We start from the raw sequence: 20838 nt of genomic DNA on the forward strand, positions 1-20838 counted from the left end.
AATTTGGAAAGCTTATTGTGTTCTTAATCACATTCAATTTGTTTCTTGCAACTTCAAATCCGTTCAAAACCCCTTGGGTGTTGTATGGTTAAGCCTCACGGGCAATTAGTATCAGTTAGCTCAATGCCTCGCAGCACTTACACACCTGACCTATCTACGTCGTAGTCTCCAACAACCCTTTAGGATACTTAAAGTATCAGGGATGACTCATCTCAGGGCTCGCTTCACGCTTAGATGCTTTCAGCGTTTATCGATTCCGAACTTAGCTACCGGGCAATGCCACTGGCGTGACAACCCGAACACCAGAGGTTCGTCCACTCCGGTCCTCTCGTACTAGGAGCAGCCCCCTTCAATCATCCAACGCCCACGGCAGATAGGGACCGAACTGTCTCACGACGTTCTAAACCCAGCTCGCGTACCACTTTAAATGGCGAACAGCCATACCCTTGGGACCGACTTCAGCCCCAGGATGTGATGAGCCGACATCGAGGTGCCAAACACCGCCGTCGATATGAACTCTTGGGCGGTATCAGCCTGTTATCCCCGGAGTACCTTTTATCCGTTGAGCGATGGCCCTTCCATTCAGAACCACCGGATCACTATGACCTGCTTTCGCACCTGCTCGAATTGTCATTCTCGCAGTCAAGCGGGCTTATGCCATTGCACTAACCTCACGATGTCCAACCGTGATTAGCCCACCTTCGTGCTCCTCCGTTACTCTTTGGGAGGAGACCGCCCCAGTCAAACTACCCACCAGGCACTGTCCGCAACCCCGATAAGGGGCCAACGTTAGAACATCAAGCATACAAGGGTGGTATTTCAAGATTGCCTCCACAAATACTGGCGTACTTGCTTCAAAGGCTCCCACCTATCCTACACATGTAGGGTCAATGTTCAGTGCCAAGCTGTAGTAAAGGTTCACGGGGTCTTTCCGTCTAGCCGCGGGTACACTGCATCTTCACAGCGATTTCAATTTCACTGAGTCTCGGGTGGAGACAGCGTGGCCATCATTACGCCATTCGTGCAGGTCGGAACTTACCCGACAAGGAATTTCGCTACCTTAGGACCGTTATAGTTACGGCCGCCGTTTACTTGGGCTTCGATCAAGAGCTTCGACCGAAGTCTAACCCCATCAATTAACCTTCAAGCACCGGGCAGGCGTCACACCGTATACGTCATCTTACGATTTAGCACAGTGCTATGTTTTTAATAAACAGTTGCAGCCACCTGGTATCTGCGACTCCCGGCAGCTTAGAGAGCAAGTCTCATCACCGCTAGGAGCGTACCTTCTCCCGAAGTTACGGTACCATTTTGCCTAGTTCCTTCACCCGAGTTCTCTCAAGCGCCTTAGTATTCTCTACTCGACCACCTGTGTCGGTTTGGGGTACGATTCCTTACAATCTGAAGCTTAGAGGCTTTTCCTGGAAGCATGGCATCAATGGCTTCACTACCGTAGTAGCTCGACATCGTATCTCAGCCTAGTGTATTCCCGGATTTGCCTAAGAATACAGCCTACATACTTGAACTTGGACGACCGTCGCCAAGCCCACCTAGCCTTCTCCGTCCCCCCATCGCAATTGTAAGAAGTACGGGAATATTAACCCGTTTCCCATCGACTACGCCTTTCGGCCTCGCCTTAGGGGTCGACTTACCCTGCCCCGATTAACGTTGGACAGGAACCCTTGGTCTTCCGGCGAGCGGGTTTTTCACCCGCTTTATCGTTACTCATGTCAGCATTCGCACTTCTGATACGTCCAGCACGCTTTACAACGCACCTTCAACCGCTTACAGAACGCTCCCCTACCCAATACAGTAAACTGTATTGCCGCAGCTTCGGTGTATAGTTTAGCCCCGTTACATCTTCCGCGCAGGCCGACTCGACCAGTGAGCTATTACGCTTTCTTTAAATGATGGCTGCTTCTAAGCCAACATCCTGGCTGTCTGAGCCTTCCCACATCGTTTCCCACTTAACTATAACTTTGGGACCTTAGCTGGCGGTCTGGGTTGTTTCCCTCTCCACGACGGACGTTAGCACCCGCCGTGTGTCTCCCGGATAGTACTTACTGGTATTCGGAGTTTGCAAAGGGTTGGTAAGTCGGGATGACCCCCTAGCCTTAACAGTGCTCTACCCCCAGTAGTATTCGTCCGAGGCTCTACCTAAATAGATTTCGGGGAGAACCAGCTATCTCCAGGTTTGATTGGCCTTTCACCCCTAGCCACAAGTCATCCGCTAATTTTTCAACATTAGTCGGTTCGGTCCTCCAATTGATGTTACTCAATCTTCAACCTGCCCATGGCTAGATCACCTGGTTTCGGGTCTATATCCAGAGACTGAACGCCCAGTTAAGACTCGGTTTCCCTACGGCTCCCCTAAACGGTTAACCTTGCCACTGAATATAAGTCGCTGACCCATTATACAAAAGGTACGCAGTCACACCACGAGGGTGCTCCTACTGCTTGTACGTACACGGTTTCAGGTTCTATTTCACTCCCCTCACAGGGGTTCTTTTCGCCTTTCCCTCACGGTACTGGTTCACTATCGGTCAGTCAGTAGTATTTAGCCTTGGAGGATGGTCCCCCCATATTCAGACAGGATATCACGTGTCCCGCCTTACTCGTTTTCACTGATGATGAGATGTCGGTTACGGGGCTATCACCCTGTATCGCGGCACTTTCCAGAGCCTTCACCTGTCTCATTAAAAGCTTAAGGGCTAACCCAATTTCGCTCGCCGCTACTTTCGGGATCTCGGTTGATTTCTCTTCCTCGGGGTACTTAGATGTTTCAGTTCTCCCGGTTCGCCTCACTACACTATGTATTCATGTAGTGATACGTGCTTATGCACGTGGGTTTCCCCATTCAGAAATCCCAGACTCAAATGGTTTTTACTACCTAATCTGGGCTTATCGCAAGTTAATACGTCTTTCATCGCCTCTGACTGCCAAGGCATCCACCGTGTACGCTTAGTCACTTAACCATACAACCCCAAGAGGTTTCGTATGGCATAAACAACCAAGGTTGAACTCGTCATTGCGAGTTCTGGTTTTTCGCCGGATTCAAAATACAAGAACACTTGAATGTGTTGTTCTTCGTTTTACAAAGTAAAACAAAGGATATTAAGAACTTTTAAATTTTGATTTGAATAACTCGTAAGTTATTTAAATCAGTCAGCTTTCCAAATTGTTAAAGAGCGATTTCACGCTTATGCGTGTAACCATTTTTAAAGACTCTCAAGTGAGAATACTTAAAGATGGTGGAGCTATGCGGGATCGAACCGCAGACCTCTTCGCTGCCAGCGAAGCGCTCTCCCAGCTGAGCTATAGCCCCACATAGTCTCTTTAATTTTTTAACCTAATCAATCTGTGTGAACACTCATAAATCGTAATCTATCGTTTAAGGAGGTGATCCAGCCCCAGGTTCCCCTAGGGCTACCTTGTTACGACTTCACCCCAGTCATGAACCACAAAGTGGTGAGCGTCCTCCCGAAGGTTAAACTACCCACTTCTTTTGCAGCCCACTCCCATGGTGTGACGGGCGGTGTGTACAAGGCCCGGGAACGTATTCACCGTAGCATTCTGATCTACGATTACTAGCGATTCCGACTTCATGGAGTCGAGTTGCAGACTCCAATCCGGACTACGACGCACTTTTTGGGATTCGCTCACTATCGCTAGCTTGCAGCCCTCTGTATGCGCCATTGTAGCACGTGTGTAGCCCTACTCGTAAGGGCCATGATGACTTGACGTCGTCCCCACCTTCCTCCGGTTTATCACCGGCAGTCTCCCTGGAGTTCCCACCATTACGTGCTGGCAAACAAGGATAAGGGTTGCGCTCGTTGCGGGACTTAACCCAACATTTCACAACACGAGCTGACGACAGCCATGCAGCACCTGTCTCAGAGTTCCCGAAGGCACTAAGCTATCTCTAGCGAATTCTCTGGATGTCAAGAGTAGGTAAGGTTCTTCGCGTTGCATCGAATTAAACCACATGCTCCACCGCTTGTGCGGGCCCCCGTCAATTCATTTGAGTTTTAATCTTGCGACCGTACTCCCCAGGCGGTCTACTTAACGCGTTAGCTCCGAAAGCCACTCCTCAAGGGAACAACCTCCAAGTAGACATCGTTTACGGCGTGGACTACCAGGGTATCTAATCCTGTTTGCTCCCCACGCTTTCGCATCTGAGTGTCAGTGTCTGTCCAGGGGGCCGCCTTCGCCACTGGTATTCCTTCAGATCTCTACGCATTTCACCGCTACACCTGAAATTCTACCCCCCTCTACAGCACTCTAGTTCACCAGTTTCAAATGCGGTTCCGAGGTTGAGCCCCGGGCTTTCACATCTGACTTAATGAACCACCTGCATGCGCTTTACGCCCAGTAATTCCGATTAACGCTCGCACCCTCCGTATTACCGCGGCTGCTGGCACGGAGTTAGCCGGTGCTTCTTCTGTAGGTAACGTCAAATGCTGCAGCTATTAACTACAACACCTTCCTCCCTACTGAAAGTACTTTACAACCCGAAGGCCTTCTTCATACACGCGGCATGGCTGCATCAGGCTTTCGCCCATTGTGCAATATTCCCCACTGCTGCCTCCCGTAGGAGTCTGGACCGTGTCTCAGTTCCAGTGTGGCTGATCATCCTCTCAGACCAGCTAGAGATCGTCGCCTTGGTGAGCTCTTACCTCACCAACTAGCTAATCTCACCTGGGCTAATCTTAGCGCGAGAGGCCCGAAGGTCCCCCTCTTTGGTCCGAAGACATTATGCGGTATTAGCTATCGTTTCCAATAGTTATCCCCCACACTAAGGCATATTCCCAGGCATTACTCACCCGTCCGCCGCTCGACGCCCTTAACGTTCCCCGAAGGTTCAGTTAAGTCGTTTCCGCTCGACTTGCATGTGTTAGGCCTGCCGCCAGCGTTCAATCTGAGCCATGATCAAACTCTTCAATTAAAGTTTTTTTGGTTTGTTTCAGCAGAAACAAAGCCGACTCAATGATTAATACTGATTGTTACATAAAAGTAATTTTGTGTAGTCACTCAGTTCATTGATTATTTGCTTGCTTTCGCAAACAGTGATTATCAACTCACAAGTGCCCACACAGATTGATTTGGTTAAATTGTTAAAGAGCTTTTCTTTCAACGACTTGCGTTTCCGTTTCGTCGTTTGAGGCTGCGTATAATACAGAGCCAAATTATTAAGTCAAGGATTATTTTCAAATTATTTTGAAGTCCTAAAACTCATTGTTCTCATGGCTAAAGTTATTTATCTTTTCCTTGGGAACGGAGGCGCATTATAGAGAGCTAATTAGGATTGGCAAGCGATATTTAAAAATAATCATCTAAGTGATTATTTTCTACACAGATCACTTTTTTTCAAACAAACCCCCTACAAGAAATGAACAATGGCTTAATTAGTTGGCAATTGATACACAATATAAGTAGTATCAATGTGATTTTATTGTTAATTCATCACTTTCCATTTATTTACTAGACCTTACTTATCATGAAATCTACTAATTCAAACATTGCTATTATTGCTATCGCTGCACTAGGTGCAGGAGCAATCTCTTTATTTCCAACAGTATCTCCGGCTTTTGCTTTCGCTTTTGGCGCAGTGATTACAGGTTTTACGGTTTTAACTATTAACAAAGCTCCAGCACAATCAAACTCAAATGATTCTGCTGATACTGCTCCAAACTCAGATCAAGCTAGTACTACATTATATGTGGGTAATTTACCTTATCGTGCAAATGAGTCAGATGTAAAAGAACTCTTTGCTGAATTTGGTGATGTATTTGCAGTACGTTTAATGAAAGACAAGCGTACAGGTAAAAGAAGAGGCTTTGGTTTCGTAGTAGTTGCAACAAAAGACGCTGACAACGTTATTGAAAACTTAAACAATAACGAATTTGATCAGCGAACTCTAAAAGTGCGTATTGCTAATGATCCTAAAACTTCGGGTAACCCAAACACTGAAGAGAACTAAAATTTAGTTCTTTGAATGTATGATTTAGTGCCTCTTCTTTTATAGAGGGGGCACTACAAAATACCTCACCTTCAAAAAGAACTGCACTTTCCACCCCATCCCCATTCAATAATTGTTTTACCCTTCTAGCTATTGCCTCTCCAGAATCAATAAGCAATATTTTATTTCCCAGTGCTTTTTTTATTTCATTCTTTAGAAAAGGAAAATGAGTACAACCTAGAACGATCGTATCTACTTTATTTTGCCAAGGAGATAAAATCTCTTTTAGCTCCGCAATATCTACATCAATTCCGATCATCTTTTCTTCCGCCATTTCAACCAGTCGCGTTGAGCCTAATAGCTGGACATCAGATATAGGAGCAAAAGATTTGATCAAATCATACGTGTAGCTTCTCTTTACTGTCGCAGGCGTTGCAAGTAAACCAATCTTATTTGATACCAGAGCTGCGGGTTTGATGGCAGGAACAACACCTACTACAGGTATATCTAATTTATCCCTAAGAGAAGGAAGTACAACAGTGCTTGCTGTATTACAAGCAATCACAACGATATCGATAGGGAATTTAGAACATAACTTAGAGATAATGTGTGTCGTTCTTTCTATAAGTACAGATTCAGTTAGTTCACCATAAGGAAATGCCGCATTATCAAACGCATAAATATACTTAGCTAAAGGTAACTGATATTTAATTTCTTTATATACCGATAATCCACCGATACCTGAATCAAAAATCAAAATGTGTTTTGGCATAACTGAAACCACAGACTCTATTGTAAGCCGATATAAAAAGATGAGCTCTAATCATACCTCTTGCACTAGTTTTGTAAAACAGAAGCGTTATAACGAAGATGAGTAAAGCGCTCCTGTTTTTCAATTTGCATCTCAGATAATTGGATTGAACCTTTAAAACATGGTGCGCTAACCACTAAAGAATGAAACTCACCGTTTTCTCCGCAAGGATCTACTTCTATTGGTAACTGTGCAATCAATTCTCTTGTGTATACTTTTCCACAAAACTGATTATCAAGTTGAGTCCCATCAGTTGTAACAAGAATAGTTTTAATACCTAATGAAATAATCTCCTCAGCCAAGTCTCTGCTTGATTGCCCTATTAAAGGAAAAACACAGTCCCAACCTGCTTTTTCGATATAGCTTTTACGATAATCAACAATGCCATTGCAAAACATGTCACCGAAAGCAACAGAATCAAACTCAATACCACATTCTTTTAAACCAGTTATGACTAAACTTTGATATTCATTATTAGCAGGGAACACGGTTGGTAATTCGATTGTGATTAATGGCAGATCGACTAAATCAGCTTGCATTTGAACAACTGATAATGGAGTTACTTGAAATGGGACTTCATTTGCTACATGTGTCGTATATAAAGCAACAACTTCATAGTCAGGATTCTCAAACAACCGAATAAGAGTGAGGGTTGAATCCTTTCCTGATGACCAACTAATAATAACTTTCTTTTTCATTCATACCTCTAAATGAAAAACCGCCAATGAAGGCGGTTTTGCTAACTCTGCTATTTAGAATCTATATGTTACAGTCCCGTAGTAACTACGCTCTTGCGTGTTATAACCACCCGCTGTTTCATATTCTTCATTAAATATATTTGCAATTCGAGCACTCACCGAAAAAGAATCTGTTATAAAATAAGTCCCTGCGAGGTCAAAAAGAGAATATGAATCAAGCATATCACCGCCAGAATAATCTAGACGTTCACCTTGATATAAATAGCTTAAATCAAATAAGAAATCATTAACTGCATATGAGCTATTCCATTTACCACTTTTCTTTGCTCTTCGAGCTAAAACCTCACCAGTATCATCATTTTTAGGATCCATCCAATCAAAACTTAATTGATGGTAAATTGCTCCTGTATTAAAGCTACTGGATATTTCTATTCCTTCAATTGTTGCTTTATCTACATTCTCACTAGGTGTCCCATAAACAATTAAGTCTGTAATTTTATTTTTATATGCCGCTAAACGAATAGTCGCTAAAAAATAATCAACAATAAGTGCAACTTCCATATTTTCCGATTGTTCTGGTTTTAAATTTGGGTTGCCACTATCGCCATAAATAGGATTAGTTGAATAAAGATCATTAAATGTAGGAGCTCTAAATGCAGTTCCAGAATTAAATGTAAGTTTATAATGTTCTATAACTTGGTAACCAACACCAAATTGCCACGTTGTATTATTACCATAACGCTGATTATCATCATTTCGTAAACTAGCTTCTAGCTGGAGGTCATCTTTTTGATAAACTCCCGTTACAAACCCTGCTAAGTTTGTTCTTGAAGTTTCATCAAACTTTGCAGCGTCTGTTGAATTAGATACATCATCTTTATACCAATCAATGCCACCACCAACATTTAACTCATTAGTTAATTGATAAAAACTATTCAAATAAACCGAGTTACGCTGAGTTTCAAAAGTAGCATCAGTATAAACACCAGTCCAAGAACTATAAGAATGTTCATTATTATGATCCTGATTAGTGGCTACAACTAATGACGTTACCCACTTATCAGTTTTGTATTCATTACTTAAAGCTACGTTATAATTCTTACTATCTTTAGAAGATGCAGCTGGATCATAATCAACCGAACCTTCGCTATAATCAATATTTACTCTGCTATTAAATGATTCTGAAAATTTATATGCTAATTCTAAAGATAAGTTATTACTTTCAAACCCATCATTATCACTATCTTTACTAGGGTCATAATTACTATTCGATTCACTATATGCGGAAAAACCATCTTCTTTTTCTTGGCTTACAGCTACTTTCACATATAAACTATCGTTTACTTTTGTACTTGTTACTGCACTAAGTTGTTGATATTTATTAGAACCAAGACCACCACTAATTTCAGTATATTCATTAGTTGTCGATGTAATGATATTAATAACACCGCCGATAGCATCTGCACCATAAATAGCAGTACGAGGACCTCTAATATACTCAACTCTTTCTACACCATTAAGTGAAATAGCATTAATGGCTGCCACTCCCGAAGTTGCACTTCCTAATCTAACACCATTCATTAGAATTAATACATGATCTGATTCCGTACCACGAATAAATAAACTCGTTTTCTGGCCATAGCCACCATTTTTTCCAATTTGAACACCAGGTAATCGGCGAAGAACCTCATCAAGAGATTTAGCTTGCATTGCTTCAATATCTTCTTTTGTAACTACTTCTACAGGCGCAATCACATCTTTGGCTGACTGCTCAAATCTGTTCGCAGTAACAACCATGGTTTCATCGGTTTCTGTTGTGGTATTTTTAGCAAATACAGGGGGTGTATAGGCGTGTGAAAGCAGCGACACTACAGCTGTCGCTAAGGCAGTTTTTTTCATTTCCGTTGTTTCCTAAAATCGCGTTAAGTCCATATAGCAATACGTAATGTATTACTTATTGCTGGCAGGTCTTCGGACTTGAGAGCAGTTAACCTAGAGTACTCACTTCCCATTATTTTTCGATATCCTTAAAATATCTAAACTTAACAGTGTGAAAAATTGTACCTTCGTTCTCTCTTACCGCTGCGCGTCAGTTCTGGATTTTCACCAGATTCCCTATTCAGGCTATAATTAATATTAAAAATAGCGCACCAACATGGGCGAAATAGTAGTGACCTACACTATCTTTGTCTAGGTTTATGCGCTCAATATCACGTATTAGTATTAATTAGTTTCGATCAATAACACACAAATACTGGACAACAGATCTCTATCGCATAAAATCGGCGCTCTTATTTTGAGCAGCGTGAGGCAAGACGATGACACAATCAGTCATGAACCCAGAAAATTATCAAGTACAATTAGATGAAAAAGCAGAAGCACTCTCTGCTATGTTTTCTGAATTTAATGTTCCAGAACTGGAAGTCTTTTCCTCTCCTGCTGAAAACTACCGCATGCGTGCTGAATTTCGTGTGTGGCATGAAGGTGACGAAATGTATTACGTCATGTTCAACCAAGAGACCAAAGAAAAATACCGTGTTGATTACTTCTTACCTGCAAGCCGTTTAATTAACGATTTAATGCCATTACTAACAGAAGCAGTAAAAGAAAGTAAAACACTTCGCTATAAAATGTTCCAAGTGGATTTCTTATCGACGCTTAGTGGCGAAATTTTGGTGTCGATGCTTTATCACCGTCAACTAGATGATGCTTGGAAAGAAGAAGCGAAAGCATTAAAACAACGTCTGAATGATGAAGGTTTTAACCTAAATATCATTGGTCGTGCACGTAAAATGAAAATCGTTTTAGACCAAGAGTTTGTTATTGAAAAACTTAAAGTTAATGACGACATCTTAACGTATAAGCAAGTTGAGAATAGCTTTACACAACCAAACGGCATTGTTGCTCAAAAAATGCTGGAATGGGCAGTGGATTGTACACAAAACAGTCAAGGCGACCTACTTGAATTATATTGTGGTAACGGTAACTTCTCATTGGCATTAGCGAAAAACTTTGATCGCGTTCTGGCTACCGAATTAGCAAAACCATCTGTTGATTCTGCTCAATACAACATTGCTGCAAATAACATTGATAATGTACAAATCATTCGAATGTCTGCTGAAGATTTTACTGATGCTATGGAAGGTAAACGTGAATTTAGACGCTTAAAAGATCAAAATATCGATCTAAAAAGCTATAACTGCAACACTATCTTTGTTGATCCACCTCGTTCTGGAATGGATGAAGGGACTTGTAAGATGGTTCAAGGTTACGAGCGTATTATGTACATCTCTTGTAATCCTGAAACGCTAAAAGAAAACTTAGAAATTTTAAGCCAAACGCACAACATTACGCGTTTTGCTTTATTTGACCAGTTCCCATATACACACCATATGGAAGCAGGCGTTTTCTTAGAAAGAAAATAAACTTAAAAAAAAGGCTCAGAGCGTAATGTTCTGAGCCTTTTTTTATGAACTGTCTCGTCCTGAAATGTGTTTACACATTTAGGACTTTTATATGACAAATCAAGAAAAAACAAAGAATAAGCGAACTCAACGCGATTATTCATTAGGCTTTAAATTGCAGCTTGTTGCCGCTATAGAAAAAGGCGATATGACCTATAAGCAAGCTCAAAACATTTATGGCATTCAAGGTCGATCTACCGTACTTACTTGGTTAAGAAAACACGGTAAGATGGACTGGTCTCAATCACCTAAGATTATTATGCCTAAATCCCCGAAAGCGAAAGAATCGCCTGCACAAAAAATTAAACGTTTAGAGCGAGAGCTTGATGATGAAAGAATGCGTAATTTATTACTTAATGAAGTAGTGAATATCATGGACGCAGAACATGGTGCAGGCCTTAGAAAAAAGTATATTGCCAAGGAGCAAGAAGTCTTCAAAAGCAGAAAATGATCAGCTTAGAGCGAGCTAGTCAGCTACTTGGCATTACAAGACAATGTATATACCAACAAGAACGTAGAGCTCTGAAACGTGCCGTTGAACTTTCACCGGTTAAAAATATGGTGCAAGAAATTCGTCGATATATGCCTCGTATTGGAGGTAAAAAATTATATTTTTTACTTAAGCCCAAATTCATCACTCATGGCATAAAGTTAGGCAGAGATAACTTTTTTTCCTATTTAAGAAATGAGTGCTTATTAGTAAAACCTAAACGAAGTTATACAAAAACTACCTATAGTAAGCATTGGATGAAAAAACATCCTAATTTACTTAAAGAAGTAACACCTCAAGCATCTGAAGAGGTTTTTGTTAGTGATATCACTTACGTTCAATCACAAAAAGGTATTCATTATTTATCTTTAGTAACAGATGCTTATAGTCGAAAGATAATGGGATATGAATTAAGTGATGAAATGAAAGCTACTGATGTAGTCAAAGCTCTTGATATGGCGATAGATAGCCGTCAATATCAAAGGAGTACGATTCATCATTCAGACCGAGGATTACAGTATTGTTCAAAGGTTTATCAGGAAAAATTGAATAAAAATGATATTAAGCCATCAATGACGGATGGTTATGATTGCTATCAAAATGCATTAGCAGAGCGAATAAATGGGATACTTAAACAAGAGTTTCTTTTGTATGACTGTAAAGATTTAGAGGAGTTAAGGCATTTAGTTGAAGAATCTATTTTTATTTATAATGAAATGCGGCCACATTTAAGCTTGGGAATGAGTACACCAAATCAAGTACACAAAAAAGCCAAGTGCGTACGCACTTAGCTTTCAATTAAAAATCGTCAACGTATTTTAGGACGAGACAAACGGTTATTTATATTTCTGTGTGAGTATCTTTCTTTTTCAAAATACCCATTTTCACACCAATCCAAAGTAACAAAGCCAGAGCGACTAAAATCGAAAAGAAATTAGAACCCGCTTCTGGGTATTGTGCTTTTACTAATGCTGAATGACCAAACAATCCTACAAAAAAACAAGCCACTGCAATAAGCGGAGTATCTTCGCTCACTGGCGGTCGTAAGTATTCTTGATATAAACCTTGAGCCGCTAGAACCAATGCAATAATCGGAAAAATTGAGAAAGCAACTTCAGTTACTGTTAATCCAACCCAAACGGCATTTAAACAAAGACCTGCCACCACTGATAGCGCTAATGTCTTTCGTTCATTTCTACTATTTTCATGTGTCATGTTTTTACCTCATACAGACATTGATTCACTGCGATCAATGCATCTACATTCTATTTTTCATTTTCTTTACGATACCAATACGCTCCTTTAGAGAGCATTCGTAATTGAAAAATGAGTCGCTCAGATAATTCAGTTCGTGATGCCGAGTCTAAATCTAACGCCTCTGCTCCTGAACTAAATACAAGTGTTACCGATGCCTCAGCCTGAACCAATGCTTCTTCACGAGCTACTCCTGTTGTGGCAACTAAATATTCGGTAAGTTCCGCAACAAAGTGTTGGATTTCTCTTGCTACCGCAGCACGAAAAGCGGGTGATGTTCCTGAACGTTCACGTAGTAATAAGCGAAAAACGTTAGGACTTCCCTCAATAAACTCCATGAAAGTTTCAACAGAAGTTCTAATGACACTCCCTTCTACGACTATACGTTGGCGAGCCTGTCTCATTAATTGACGTAATATCAAACCACCTTCATCTACCAGAGTTAGGCCTAACTCATCCATATCTTTAAAGTGTCGATAAAAAGACGTTGGAGCAATTCCAGCTTCTCGAGTAACCTCTCGTAAGCTTAAACTCGTAAAACCTCGCTCGGCACATAATAGGCAAAAAGCAGCATCAATGATGGTTCTTCGAGTTCTTTCTTTTTGTTGAGCACGAACGCCTTTTGCACTCACTGGGCGCTTTACTTCTGAGACTGCATTGAGATCATCAGCTTCAAATTCAGGATACATATACTTTACCGTTTATTGCGTGATTTAATTTAATGGGTATCACAAACTTCCGCCAACCCACATTATCGATTTCTACTTACCTATGTAAATAATGAAATCACTAATACGACAGATTTCCATAAACAACGTGATCCTCTCCACTCTATCTTAATCACTTGATTTACCAAACGAATGAAAAGGTTAAAATACTTTTTTAGCAATGTTGCGATATTGATAATAATTAAGGCGCTAATAATGACTAATTCAACCCCTATACGTTCAACCCATTTTGATGCCATTGTAATTGGTAGTGGCCCAGGTGGAGAAGGGGCTGCAATGGGTCTAACTAAAGCCAACTTAAATGTCGCAATTATTGAAAGAGAACCAAGTGTTGGTGGCGGGTGTACACACTGGGGAACCATTCCATCGAAAGCACTGCGTCATGCGGTTAGTCGTATTATCGAGTTTAACTCAAACCCTCTTTACTGTAAGAATAATACCAGTCTTCATTCTACTTTTTCGGATATTTTAGGTCATGCGAAAAGTGTAATAGATAAGCAGACTCGTATGAGACAGGGGTTCTACGATCGCAACCAATGTTCTCTCATCTTTGGAGAAGCGAGTTTCGTAGAAAAAAATACTGTTGCGGTTACAGCAAAAGATGGCTCCATTGAAACCTACACAGCAGATAAATTTATTATTGCTACAGGCTCTCGTCCATATCGTCCTGAAGGTATTAATTTTAACCATAGTCGTGTTTATGACAGCGATTCTATCTTATCTCTTAAACACGATCCTCGTCATATCATTATTTACGGTGCCGGTGTCATTGGAAGTGAATACGCTTCTATTTTTAGAGGACTAGGTGTAAAGGTTGATTTAGTTAATACTCGTGATCGCCTACTTTCCTTTTTAGATAATGAAATGTCAGATGCGCTTTCCTATCACTTTTGGAACAGCGGTATCGTCACTCGCAATGATGAAAATTTTGAGCACATCGAAGCAAATGATGATGGTGTAATCATGCATTTAGAATCAGGCAAAAAAATGAAAGCCGATTGCATACTTTTTGCAAATGGACGAACAGGTAATACGGACAAGCTAAACCTTTCAGCTGTTGGTCTTGAAGCTGATTCCCGTGGTCAATTAAAAGTAAATGATAATTACCAAACAGACGTCGAGCACATTTATGCGGTTGGTGATGTGATTGGATACCCAAGCTTAGCCAGTGCAGCTTATGACCAAGGGCGATTTACCGCTCAAGCCATTACTAAAGGAAAAGCAGAAGCTAGGCTCATCGATCATATTCCTACTGGAATTTACACCATCCCAGAAATTAGCTCTGTAGGAAAAACGGAACAAGAACTTACCGCAGCAAAAGTACCTTACGAGGTTGGCCGCTCATCATTTAAACATTTAGCACGAGCACAAATTGCAGGTAAAGATATCGGTAGCCTAAAAATATTATTCCACCGTGAAACCAAGGAGATATTGGGCATTCATTGCTTTGGCGAACGTGCGGCTGAAATCATTCATATCGGTCAAGCCATTATGGAGCAAAAAGGCGAAGCCAACACTATTGAGTATTTTGTTAATACCACATTTAACTACCCTACAATGGCAGAAGCTTATCGAGTAGCCGCTCTCAATGGCCTAAATAGATTATTCTAATTACAAAAAAGGGCTGCATACTGCAGCCCTTTTTTTGTATAGCGATCAATTAGGTAATGCATTTGGCCTATGATAGGAAAATTGCTTTTTTCCATTGATAATAGAATGTCACAGCCAAACTCAAACCACGCATTGCCATAAATGAAATCATAGCAGCCCAAAGCGCATGATTTCCGTTATCTTGCATTAACCACCAAACAGAGAAAAAGGTTATCATTGCGATAAACATGGAGTTTCTCATCTCAGAGCCTTTGGTTGCTCCAACAAAAATACCATCCAACAAGAAACACCACATTGATACCAATGGCATAGCAATTAACCAAGGTAAATAAATCAACGCCGTTTTTTGCACATCTTCAATTGAAGATATCACTGCGATTAACTGATAACCAAATACACCAAATACCAAACTGAGTAAGCTACTTATCACTAAACTCCAAAAAGTCGTACCAATAAGAGAATCCGCTAGCTGAGTTCTACTTTTTGCTCCAATTGCCTTTCCTACCATTGCCTCCATTGCATAAGCAAACCCATCCATACCATAAGAAATCATCATTAAGAAGCTCATTAATACTGCATTTGCAGCAACAATATCTACACCTAATGATGCTCCTTGAAACGTCATAAAAGTAAAGCAAGCTTGTAAACACAGAGAACGTAAGAATATATCTCGATTTAAATTCAAGAGACGCTTAAAACCCGATAATAAATCAGATAGAGACATAATAAAGCTAGGTAATACGAGCTTATTACTCTGTTTTAAGACAAACCACAAACCGATTACTAATGAGGAATAATCGGCAATGACGGAAGCAAGTGCCGCACCTTCAACTTTCCAATGAAAACCAACCACAAATAAAAGATCGAGAATAATATTAATGCTATTGGTTATGATAACCAGCCACATAGGATAACGAGCATTTTGCGTACCCAGTAACCAGCCCATAATAACTAAATTACTTAATGCTGCTGGCGCACTCCATATACGAATAGAAAAATATTGCTCGGCATAGTGCTTCACTTCAACAGAAGCGTCACTGAATGAAAAAATGATCTGAGAAAGTGGCTGATGAAAAAGCAGTAAAATAAAAGAGAAGCACAGAGCAAGAAAAATACCTTGAGAAAACGTCTGGCTCAGCGCATTTTTATTTTCTGCACCGTAAGCTTGAGCGGTTAATCCTGTTGTTGCCATGCGAAGAAAACCCAATAACCAAAACGTCACACTGATCATTGTGCCGCCCACCGCTACACCACCTAAATACCAAGCATGCTCTAAATGCCCAATAACAGCAGCATCAATCAACCCCAATAGAGGAATGGTAATATTTGATAGCACCATCGGAATGGCTAATGCTAGCACTTGCCGATGTAATGAAAGGTTTTTTAATGAATTCCACATAGGGAGTACCAATAGAAAAAAGTAGTCACATTATTGCCTACTTTCTTATGATCCTAAACCCTGTACCCTTCAATTCATACTCTTGTCATTAAATAGAAACACCCATTCAAATAAGACAAGTATCATTACCAATTCATATGGATCAGCAAAGGAGTAACCCGGTGCTTAAATAATGGGAACTTAACCAACCAACGCTGCCATGACTTCCAACGAGTACAGTTATGCTCTATCGGTGAAGTAACGGATAGATTTTCAATCCATGGTAACCATCCAGTAAAATCATGTTTAGGTTGATGTAAACCATGTTGGTATTCAGCACTACCAAGCTTTTTTCCTATCATGGTATTGCAGCGATCCCCTGCAACAACGAATAACGCTTCTGCATGATTAAAACGACGGCCAAGCAGTTGGATAAATTTAGATAGTTGAGTTTTAGTGCAATCTAACAAAGCTTGCTCACACACAATCATGACAGGCACATTACTAGGGACAGGAAGCTCATCAATCCAATGCTCGTCACCAACAGAGCCACAACGTAAATAATATCGTTCATTGGTATGGAAGAGTTTTTGGCGCCAAAGCAAATTTTCATTAATATCAAGTTCAAGCCAATGACAACGTCCATTATCTAAACGATAAAAACGCGTATCTAAGCCTGCGCCAACATTGACAACCCAGCCAGATGGATTTGATTTTAGAAATTTAGAAACTTGCTGATCACACTGAACCGTCAGTGTCGCATGAAGAAGCTGTTTTTGATCTATATTTCCAGAGAGACATTCAGCAGAAAGGTGACAGCGCTGACAAGCCGCTGCAGCAATAGGGTCATAAATGAGCCCATTGTCGATCATACTTTCACGGCTTCTTAACCAAAGAGGTTGTAATAAACGTGAAGGAATTTTATGGCCGAGGTTCGTCATTATCATCATCCTTAGTGAATAGGCCTAAATGATAATAACTATCATTACCACTTGTAAAGGTTTATTTCAGCTAAACAAGCGATAATGATGATTATATAATGTCAATCTAGATGATTAGATTGTAATTACATCCAAGTTGTACTTCTGATCACGCCAACAGCAAGACCTTCAATACTTAAACTTTGAGAGGTTAAATCCACTTCAATTGGTGAAAACTCTTCATTTTCGGCATGAAGAAATACCATAGAGCCTTTACGCTCTAAGCGTTTTACCGTTACATCATCATCAACACGCGCAACAACGACTTGGCCATCGCGAACGTCTTGAGTTTTATGAACCGCAAGTAAATCACCATCCATAATTCCAATGTCTTTCATGCTTTCGCCGTTCACGCGTAATAAGAAATCAGCTTGTGGCTTAAACATTCCAGGATCAACTTTATAGTGGCTCTCAACATGCTCTTGAGCAAGAATAGGCTCTCCTGCTGCAACTTGACCAATGAGTGGAACACCCAGTTCTTCATCATGATGATCTGCATCTTGCAGTAAAATACGTATTCCACGAGATGCACCAGGAATAATTTCTATCACCTGCTTACGAGCTAATGCCTTTAAGTGCTCTTCCGCCGCATTCGCTGAACGAAATCCCAACTCACGAGCAATTTCTGCACGTGTTGGTGGCATGCCAGTATCATCAATTTTTGCTTTGATAAGATCAAAGACTTCTTGCTGTCTTGCCGTTAGCGGCTTCATAAATCACCTGTCTGTTTATACAGTTCACTGTGAGTATATACAGCTGTGCTATGCTTTGAAAGACCTATTGATTAAAAATAAGACAAAATCGCTTACTTTTCTGTCATATGACTCATACAATTGCGGATATTCTGTTCATCCCTATTAAAAGGTTTGACCAGTTCTGCTATTCTTGCCTGAAATTGTAAGCATCTATTATACGGCCGACTGCTCGGTACATAACTAAGGCGTTATTGTCATTATGTCTACAGGACACACTATTTATCATTCTTTACTAAAGTTACCACTATCGGTAATGGTGAAGAGTAGCTCGATTCCATCGAATCCTATTGAAGATTTAAACATTGATCTTGAGCGCCCAATTATTTACGCACTACCATTTCGTTCACATGTGGATTTACTTACACTACAAAAAAGTGCCCTAGAACTTGGTTTGCCTGACCCTCTATCTCCTATCGAGATTGAAGGCGTAAAATATCCACGCTATGTATTTACTTCTATCGGACCAAAAATGTTCGATACTGATGACGATCTTCCACAAGAGTCGTTAGACCTATTTAAGATTGTATTAAAGCACCATGCTGATAATCCAGACGCTGATTTCCAACTGATCCCTACCTCTATTTTGTGGGGAAGAAAGCCAGGTAAAGAAGGTACAAGTAAACCTCACTTAATGCCACTTAACGGACCTCAAAAATTTGTCACGTTAATAAAAGCAGGACGAGACTCAACCGTTCGTATTAGCCCAGTGGTATCTTTACGTTACATGGCTGATAACCACGGCTCTGATGAAGCCATTGCACATAAATTAGCGCGTGTTGCAAAAATACACTTTTCTCGCCAAAAATTAGCGGCATCAGGTCCTAACCTACCTAATCGCCAAGCGTTATTTAATCGCTTATTAAAATCACAAGCGATTGAGAAAGTCATTTTAGAAGAAGCAAAAAGTCGAAATGTCGATGTAGAGAAAGTGCGTAAAGAAGCCATGGGTATCATGGAAGAAATCGCTACCAACTTCTCTTATTCTCTAATTAAAAATGGCAACCGTATTTTAAAATGGTTATGGAACCGTTTATATCAGGGATTAAACATCAATAACGCTTCTACTGTGCGTAAATTAGCACAAGAAGGCCATGAGATTGTTTATGTTCCTTGTCATCGTAGTCACATGGATTACCTACTCCTTTCTTATGTTTTATACCATGAAGGTTTAGTTCCACCACATATTGCTGCAGGCATTAACTTAAACTTCTTCCCTGCGGGTCCTATTTTCCGTCGCGGTGGTGCTTTCTTTATTCGTCGTAGCTTTAAAGGTAATCGCCTGTACTCAACCATCTTCCGTGAATATTTAGCTGAGCTTTTTGCAAAAGGATACTCAGTTGAATACTTCAGTGAAGGTGGACGTTCACGTACCGGTCGTTTATTACAAGCGAAAACAGGTATGTTAGCAATGACGGTACAAGCAATGCTACGTGGCTTAAACCGCCCAGTTACCTTAGTACCTGTTTATATTGGTTATGAACACGTAATGGAAGTAACCACTTACGCAAAAGAGCTGCGTGGTAAACGTAAAGAAAAAGAAAATGCAGGTCAGGTATTACGTACACTACGCAAACTACGTAATTTCGGACAAGGTTACGTTAACTTTGGTGAGCCTATCTCATTAAACCATTACTTAAATGAGCATGCTCCAAATTGGTCTGAATCGATCAACCCGATTGAACCACAGAAACCAGAATGGATGACACCAGTCGTAAACGGCATCGCTAATAAGATGATGACACATATTAATGATGCAGCGGCAGCTAACGCATTAACATTATGTGCAACCGCTTTACTTGCTGCAAACCAACGAGCACTAAGTAAGGAAGACTTAACTGAACAATTAGATTGTTACCTGCAAATTCTACGTAATGTTCCATACTCAGCAACGGCAACTGTTCCAAGTGAAGATGCTGACGCTTTACTAGAACATGCCATTAAGCTGGATAAGTTTGTTATTGAGAAAGATACGCTAGGTGAGATTGTTTCATTAGATCGTAACCAGTCTCTACTGATGACTTACTATCGAAATAACATTATCCATCTATTTGCACTACCATCATTGATTGCAAAACTCGTCGTTCACCATGACACGATTACCGTAGAACAAATTCAGGACCAGATAAAATTAATTTATCCTTTCCTAAAAGCGGAATTGTTCTTACATTACAAAGAGGAAGAATTGACCTCTATAGTAAATAATCATATTGATGAATTAGTTCAACAAAATCTGATTTTACGTGATGGTGATACACTGCAACTGTGTAATGCAAATATTCGCAAATTGCATTTACTTGCTCATACCATTTCAGAAACTCTACAGCGCTATGCTATCGCACTAACGCATCTTCAAGCATCACCAGATTTGGGCAAAGATGAATTAGAAGAGCAAAGCCAAATCATGGCTCAACGTTTAAGTCGTCTACATGGTATCAACGCACCTGAGTTCTTTGATAAAGGTGTATTCTGCATTCTGTTTAATACTCTAAAAACAGAAGGATACCTTGATGAAGATGGCGCAGCAGTGTTAAGTAAAGTTGAACCGTTATCGCAAGATATCGCACACCTTCTTACTCCTGAAATTAAGCTAACGATTCATGCAGTAATGACAAAAGAAGACTAATTTAACGTCCCTTTCTTTAAATACAAAAAAGCCAGTATGATATTAGTCATACTGGCTTTTCTTTTAAAACAACACTTTAAATTAATA

The 20838-nt window shown here is 40.5% G+C and carries 13 protein-coding genes, 1 tRNA gene, 2 rRNA genes and 1 riboswitch; of the genes, 5 read left to right on the plus strand and 11 right to left on the minus strand.

Features of this window, described 5'->3' with window-relative positions; genetic code table 11:
• Nucleotides 1–84 precede the first annotated feature (84 nt).
• From AVFI_RS12790 to AVFI_RS12800, 3 genes are all read right to left on the minus strand, one after another.
• Nucleotides 85–2975: ribosomal RNA gene (locus AVFI_RS12790) — 23S ribosomal RNA — on the minus strand.
• A gap of 274 nt (nt 2976–3249) precedes the next feature.
• Nucleotides 3250–3325, minus strand: a tRNA-Ala gene (locus tag AVFI_RS12795).
• Nucleotides 3326–3392: 67 nt separating this feature from the next.
• A 16S ribosomal RNA gene (locus AVFI_RS12800) occupies nt 3393–4945 on the minus strand.
• Together the 16S and 23S rRNA genes with 1 tRNA gene alongside form the textbook arrangement of a ribosomal RNA operon.
• Nucleotides 4946–5497: 552 nt before the next feature.
• Between AVFI_RS12800 and AVFI_RS12805 the strand changes: the two genes are divergently transcribed.
• A complete protein-coding gene (locus AVFI_RS12805) occupies nt 5498–5980 on the plus strand; it encodes an RNA recognition motif domain-containing protein (protein ID WP_005421336.1) in 483 nt (160 codons plus the stop codon).
• Here AVFI_RS12805 and murI read toward each other — a convergent pair.
• From murI to AVFI_RS12820, 3 genes are all read right to left on the minus strand, one after another.
• The gene (gene murI / locus AVFI_RS12810; protein WP_054776288.1) at nt 5943–6731 is read right to left on the minus strand and encodes a glutamate racemase; all 789 of its coding nucleotides are present in this window, start codon (nt 6729–6731) and stop codon (nt 5943–5945) included. The two genes, AVFI_RS12805 and murI, sit on opposite strands and share 38 nt — an antisense overlap.
• Before the next feature lie 65 nt (nt 6732–6796).
• Nucleotides 6797–7468, minus strand: coding sequence for a Dph6-related ATP pyrophosphatase (locus AVFI_RS12815; protein WP_155662870.1), 672 nt, complete (start codon nt 7466–7468; stop codon nt 6797–6799).
• Between the two features lie 54 nt (nt 7469–7522).
• On the minus strand, nt 7523–9367 hold the full coding sequence (locus tag AVFI_RS12820) for a TonB-dependent receptor domain-containing protein (RefSeq protein WP_155662869.1): 1845 nt from the start codon (nt 9365–9367) through the stop codon (nt 7523–7525).
• A 46-nt stretch (nt 9368–9413) separates the two neighbouring features.
• Nucleotides 9414–9638, minus strand: a riboswitch (cobalamin riboswitch).
• 148 nt (nt 9639–9786) lie between these two features.
• On the opposite strand from AVFI_RS12820, the gene trmA reads away from it, so the two are divergent.
• Complete coding sequence (gene trmA, locus AVFI_RS12825) at nt 9787–10893, plus strand: tRNA (uridine(54)-C5)-methyltransferase TrmA (RefSeq protein WP_005421342.1); 1107 nt, start codon at nt 9787–9789, stop codon at nt 10891–10893.
• A 91-nt stretch (nt 10894–10984) separates the two neighbouring features.
• Nucleotides 10985–12213, plus strand: a protein-coding gene (locus tag AVFI_RS12830; protein WP_408580437.1) for an IS3 family transposase whose coding sequence is annotated in 2 segments (ribosomal slippage) — nt 10985–11348 and nt 11348–12213 — 1230 coding nt in all. Because the reading frame shifts where the segments join, the coding sequence is not laid out codon by codon here.
• 49 nt (nt 12214–12262) lie between these two features.
• Here AVFI_RS12830 and AVFI_RS12835 read toward each other — a convergent pair.
• A complete protein-coding gene (locus AVFI_RS12835) occupies nt 12263–12637 on the minus strand; it encodes a YijD family membrane protein (RefSeq protein ID WP_005421343.1) in 375 nt (124 codons plus the stop codon).
• Between the two features lie 50 nt (nt 12638–12687).
• A complete protein-coding gene (fabR, locus tag AVFI_RS12840; RefSeq protein ID WP_005421344.1) occupies nt 12688–13365 on the minus strand; it encodes an HTH-type transcriptional repressor FabR in 678 nt (225 codons plus the stop codon).
• A 234-nt stretch (nt 13366–13599) separates the two neighbouring features.
• Here fabR and sthA point away from each other — a divergent pair, with 234 nt between their 5' ends.
• A complete protein-coding gene (gene sthA, locus AVFI_RS12845; protein ID WP_017019516.1) occupies nt 13600–15015 on the plus strand; it encodes a Si-specific NAD(P)(+) transhydrogenase in 1416 nt (471 codons plus the stop codon).
• Nucleotides 15016–15082: 67 nt separating this feature from the next.
• Here sthA and dinF read toward each other — a convergent pair whose 3' ends face one another.
• The 3 genes from dinF to lexA form a co-directional block, all read right to left on the minus strand.
• The gene (gene dinF / locus AVFI_RS12850) at nt 15083–16414 is read right to left on the minus strand and encodes an MATE family efflux transporter DinF (protein WP_155662867.1); all 1332 of its coding nucleotides are present in this window, start codon (nt 16412–16414) and stop codon (nt 15083–15085) included.
• 125 nt (nt 16415–16539) lie between these two features.
• Nucleotides 16540–17334, minus strand: a complete 795-nt coding sequence (locus tag AVFI_RS12855; RefSeq protein WP_155662866.1) for a class I SAM-dependent methyltransferase — start codon at nt 17332–17334, stop codon at nt 16540–16542.
• A 125-nt stretch (nt 17335–17459) separates the two neighbouring features.
• A complete protein-coding gene (lexA, locus tag AVFI_RS12860) occupies nt 17460–18086 on the minus strand; it encodes a transcriptional repressor LexA (protein WP_005421350.1) in 627 nt (208 codons plus the stop codon).
• 241 nt (nt 18087–18327) lie between these two features.
• Between lexA and plsB the strand changes: the two genes are divergently transcribed.
• Complete coding sequence (gene plsB / locus AVFI_RS12865; RefSeq protein WP_017019519.1) at nt 18328–20751, plus strand: glycerol-3-phosphate 1-O-acyltransferase PlsB; 2424 nt, start codon at nt 18328–18330, stop codon at nt 20749–20751.
• Nucleotides 20752–20838: the final 87 nt, after the last annotated feature.

It is taken from the genome of Aliivibrio fischeri ATCC 7744 = JCM 18803 = DSM 507 (assembly GCF_023983475.1).
Classification (GTDB): Bacteria; Pseudomonadota; Gammaproteobacteria; order Enterobacterales; family Vibrionaceae; genus Aliivibrio; species Aliivibrio fischeri.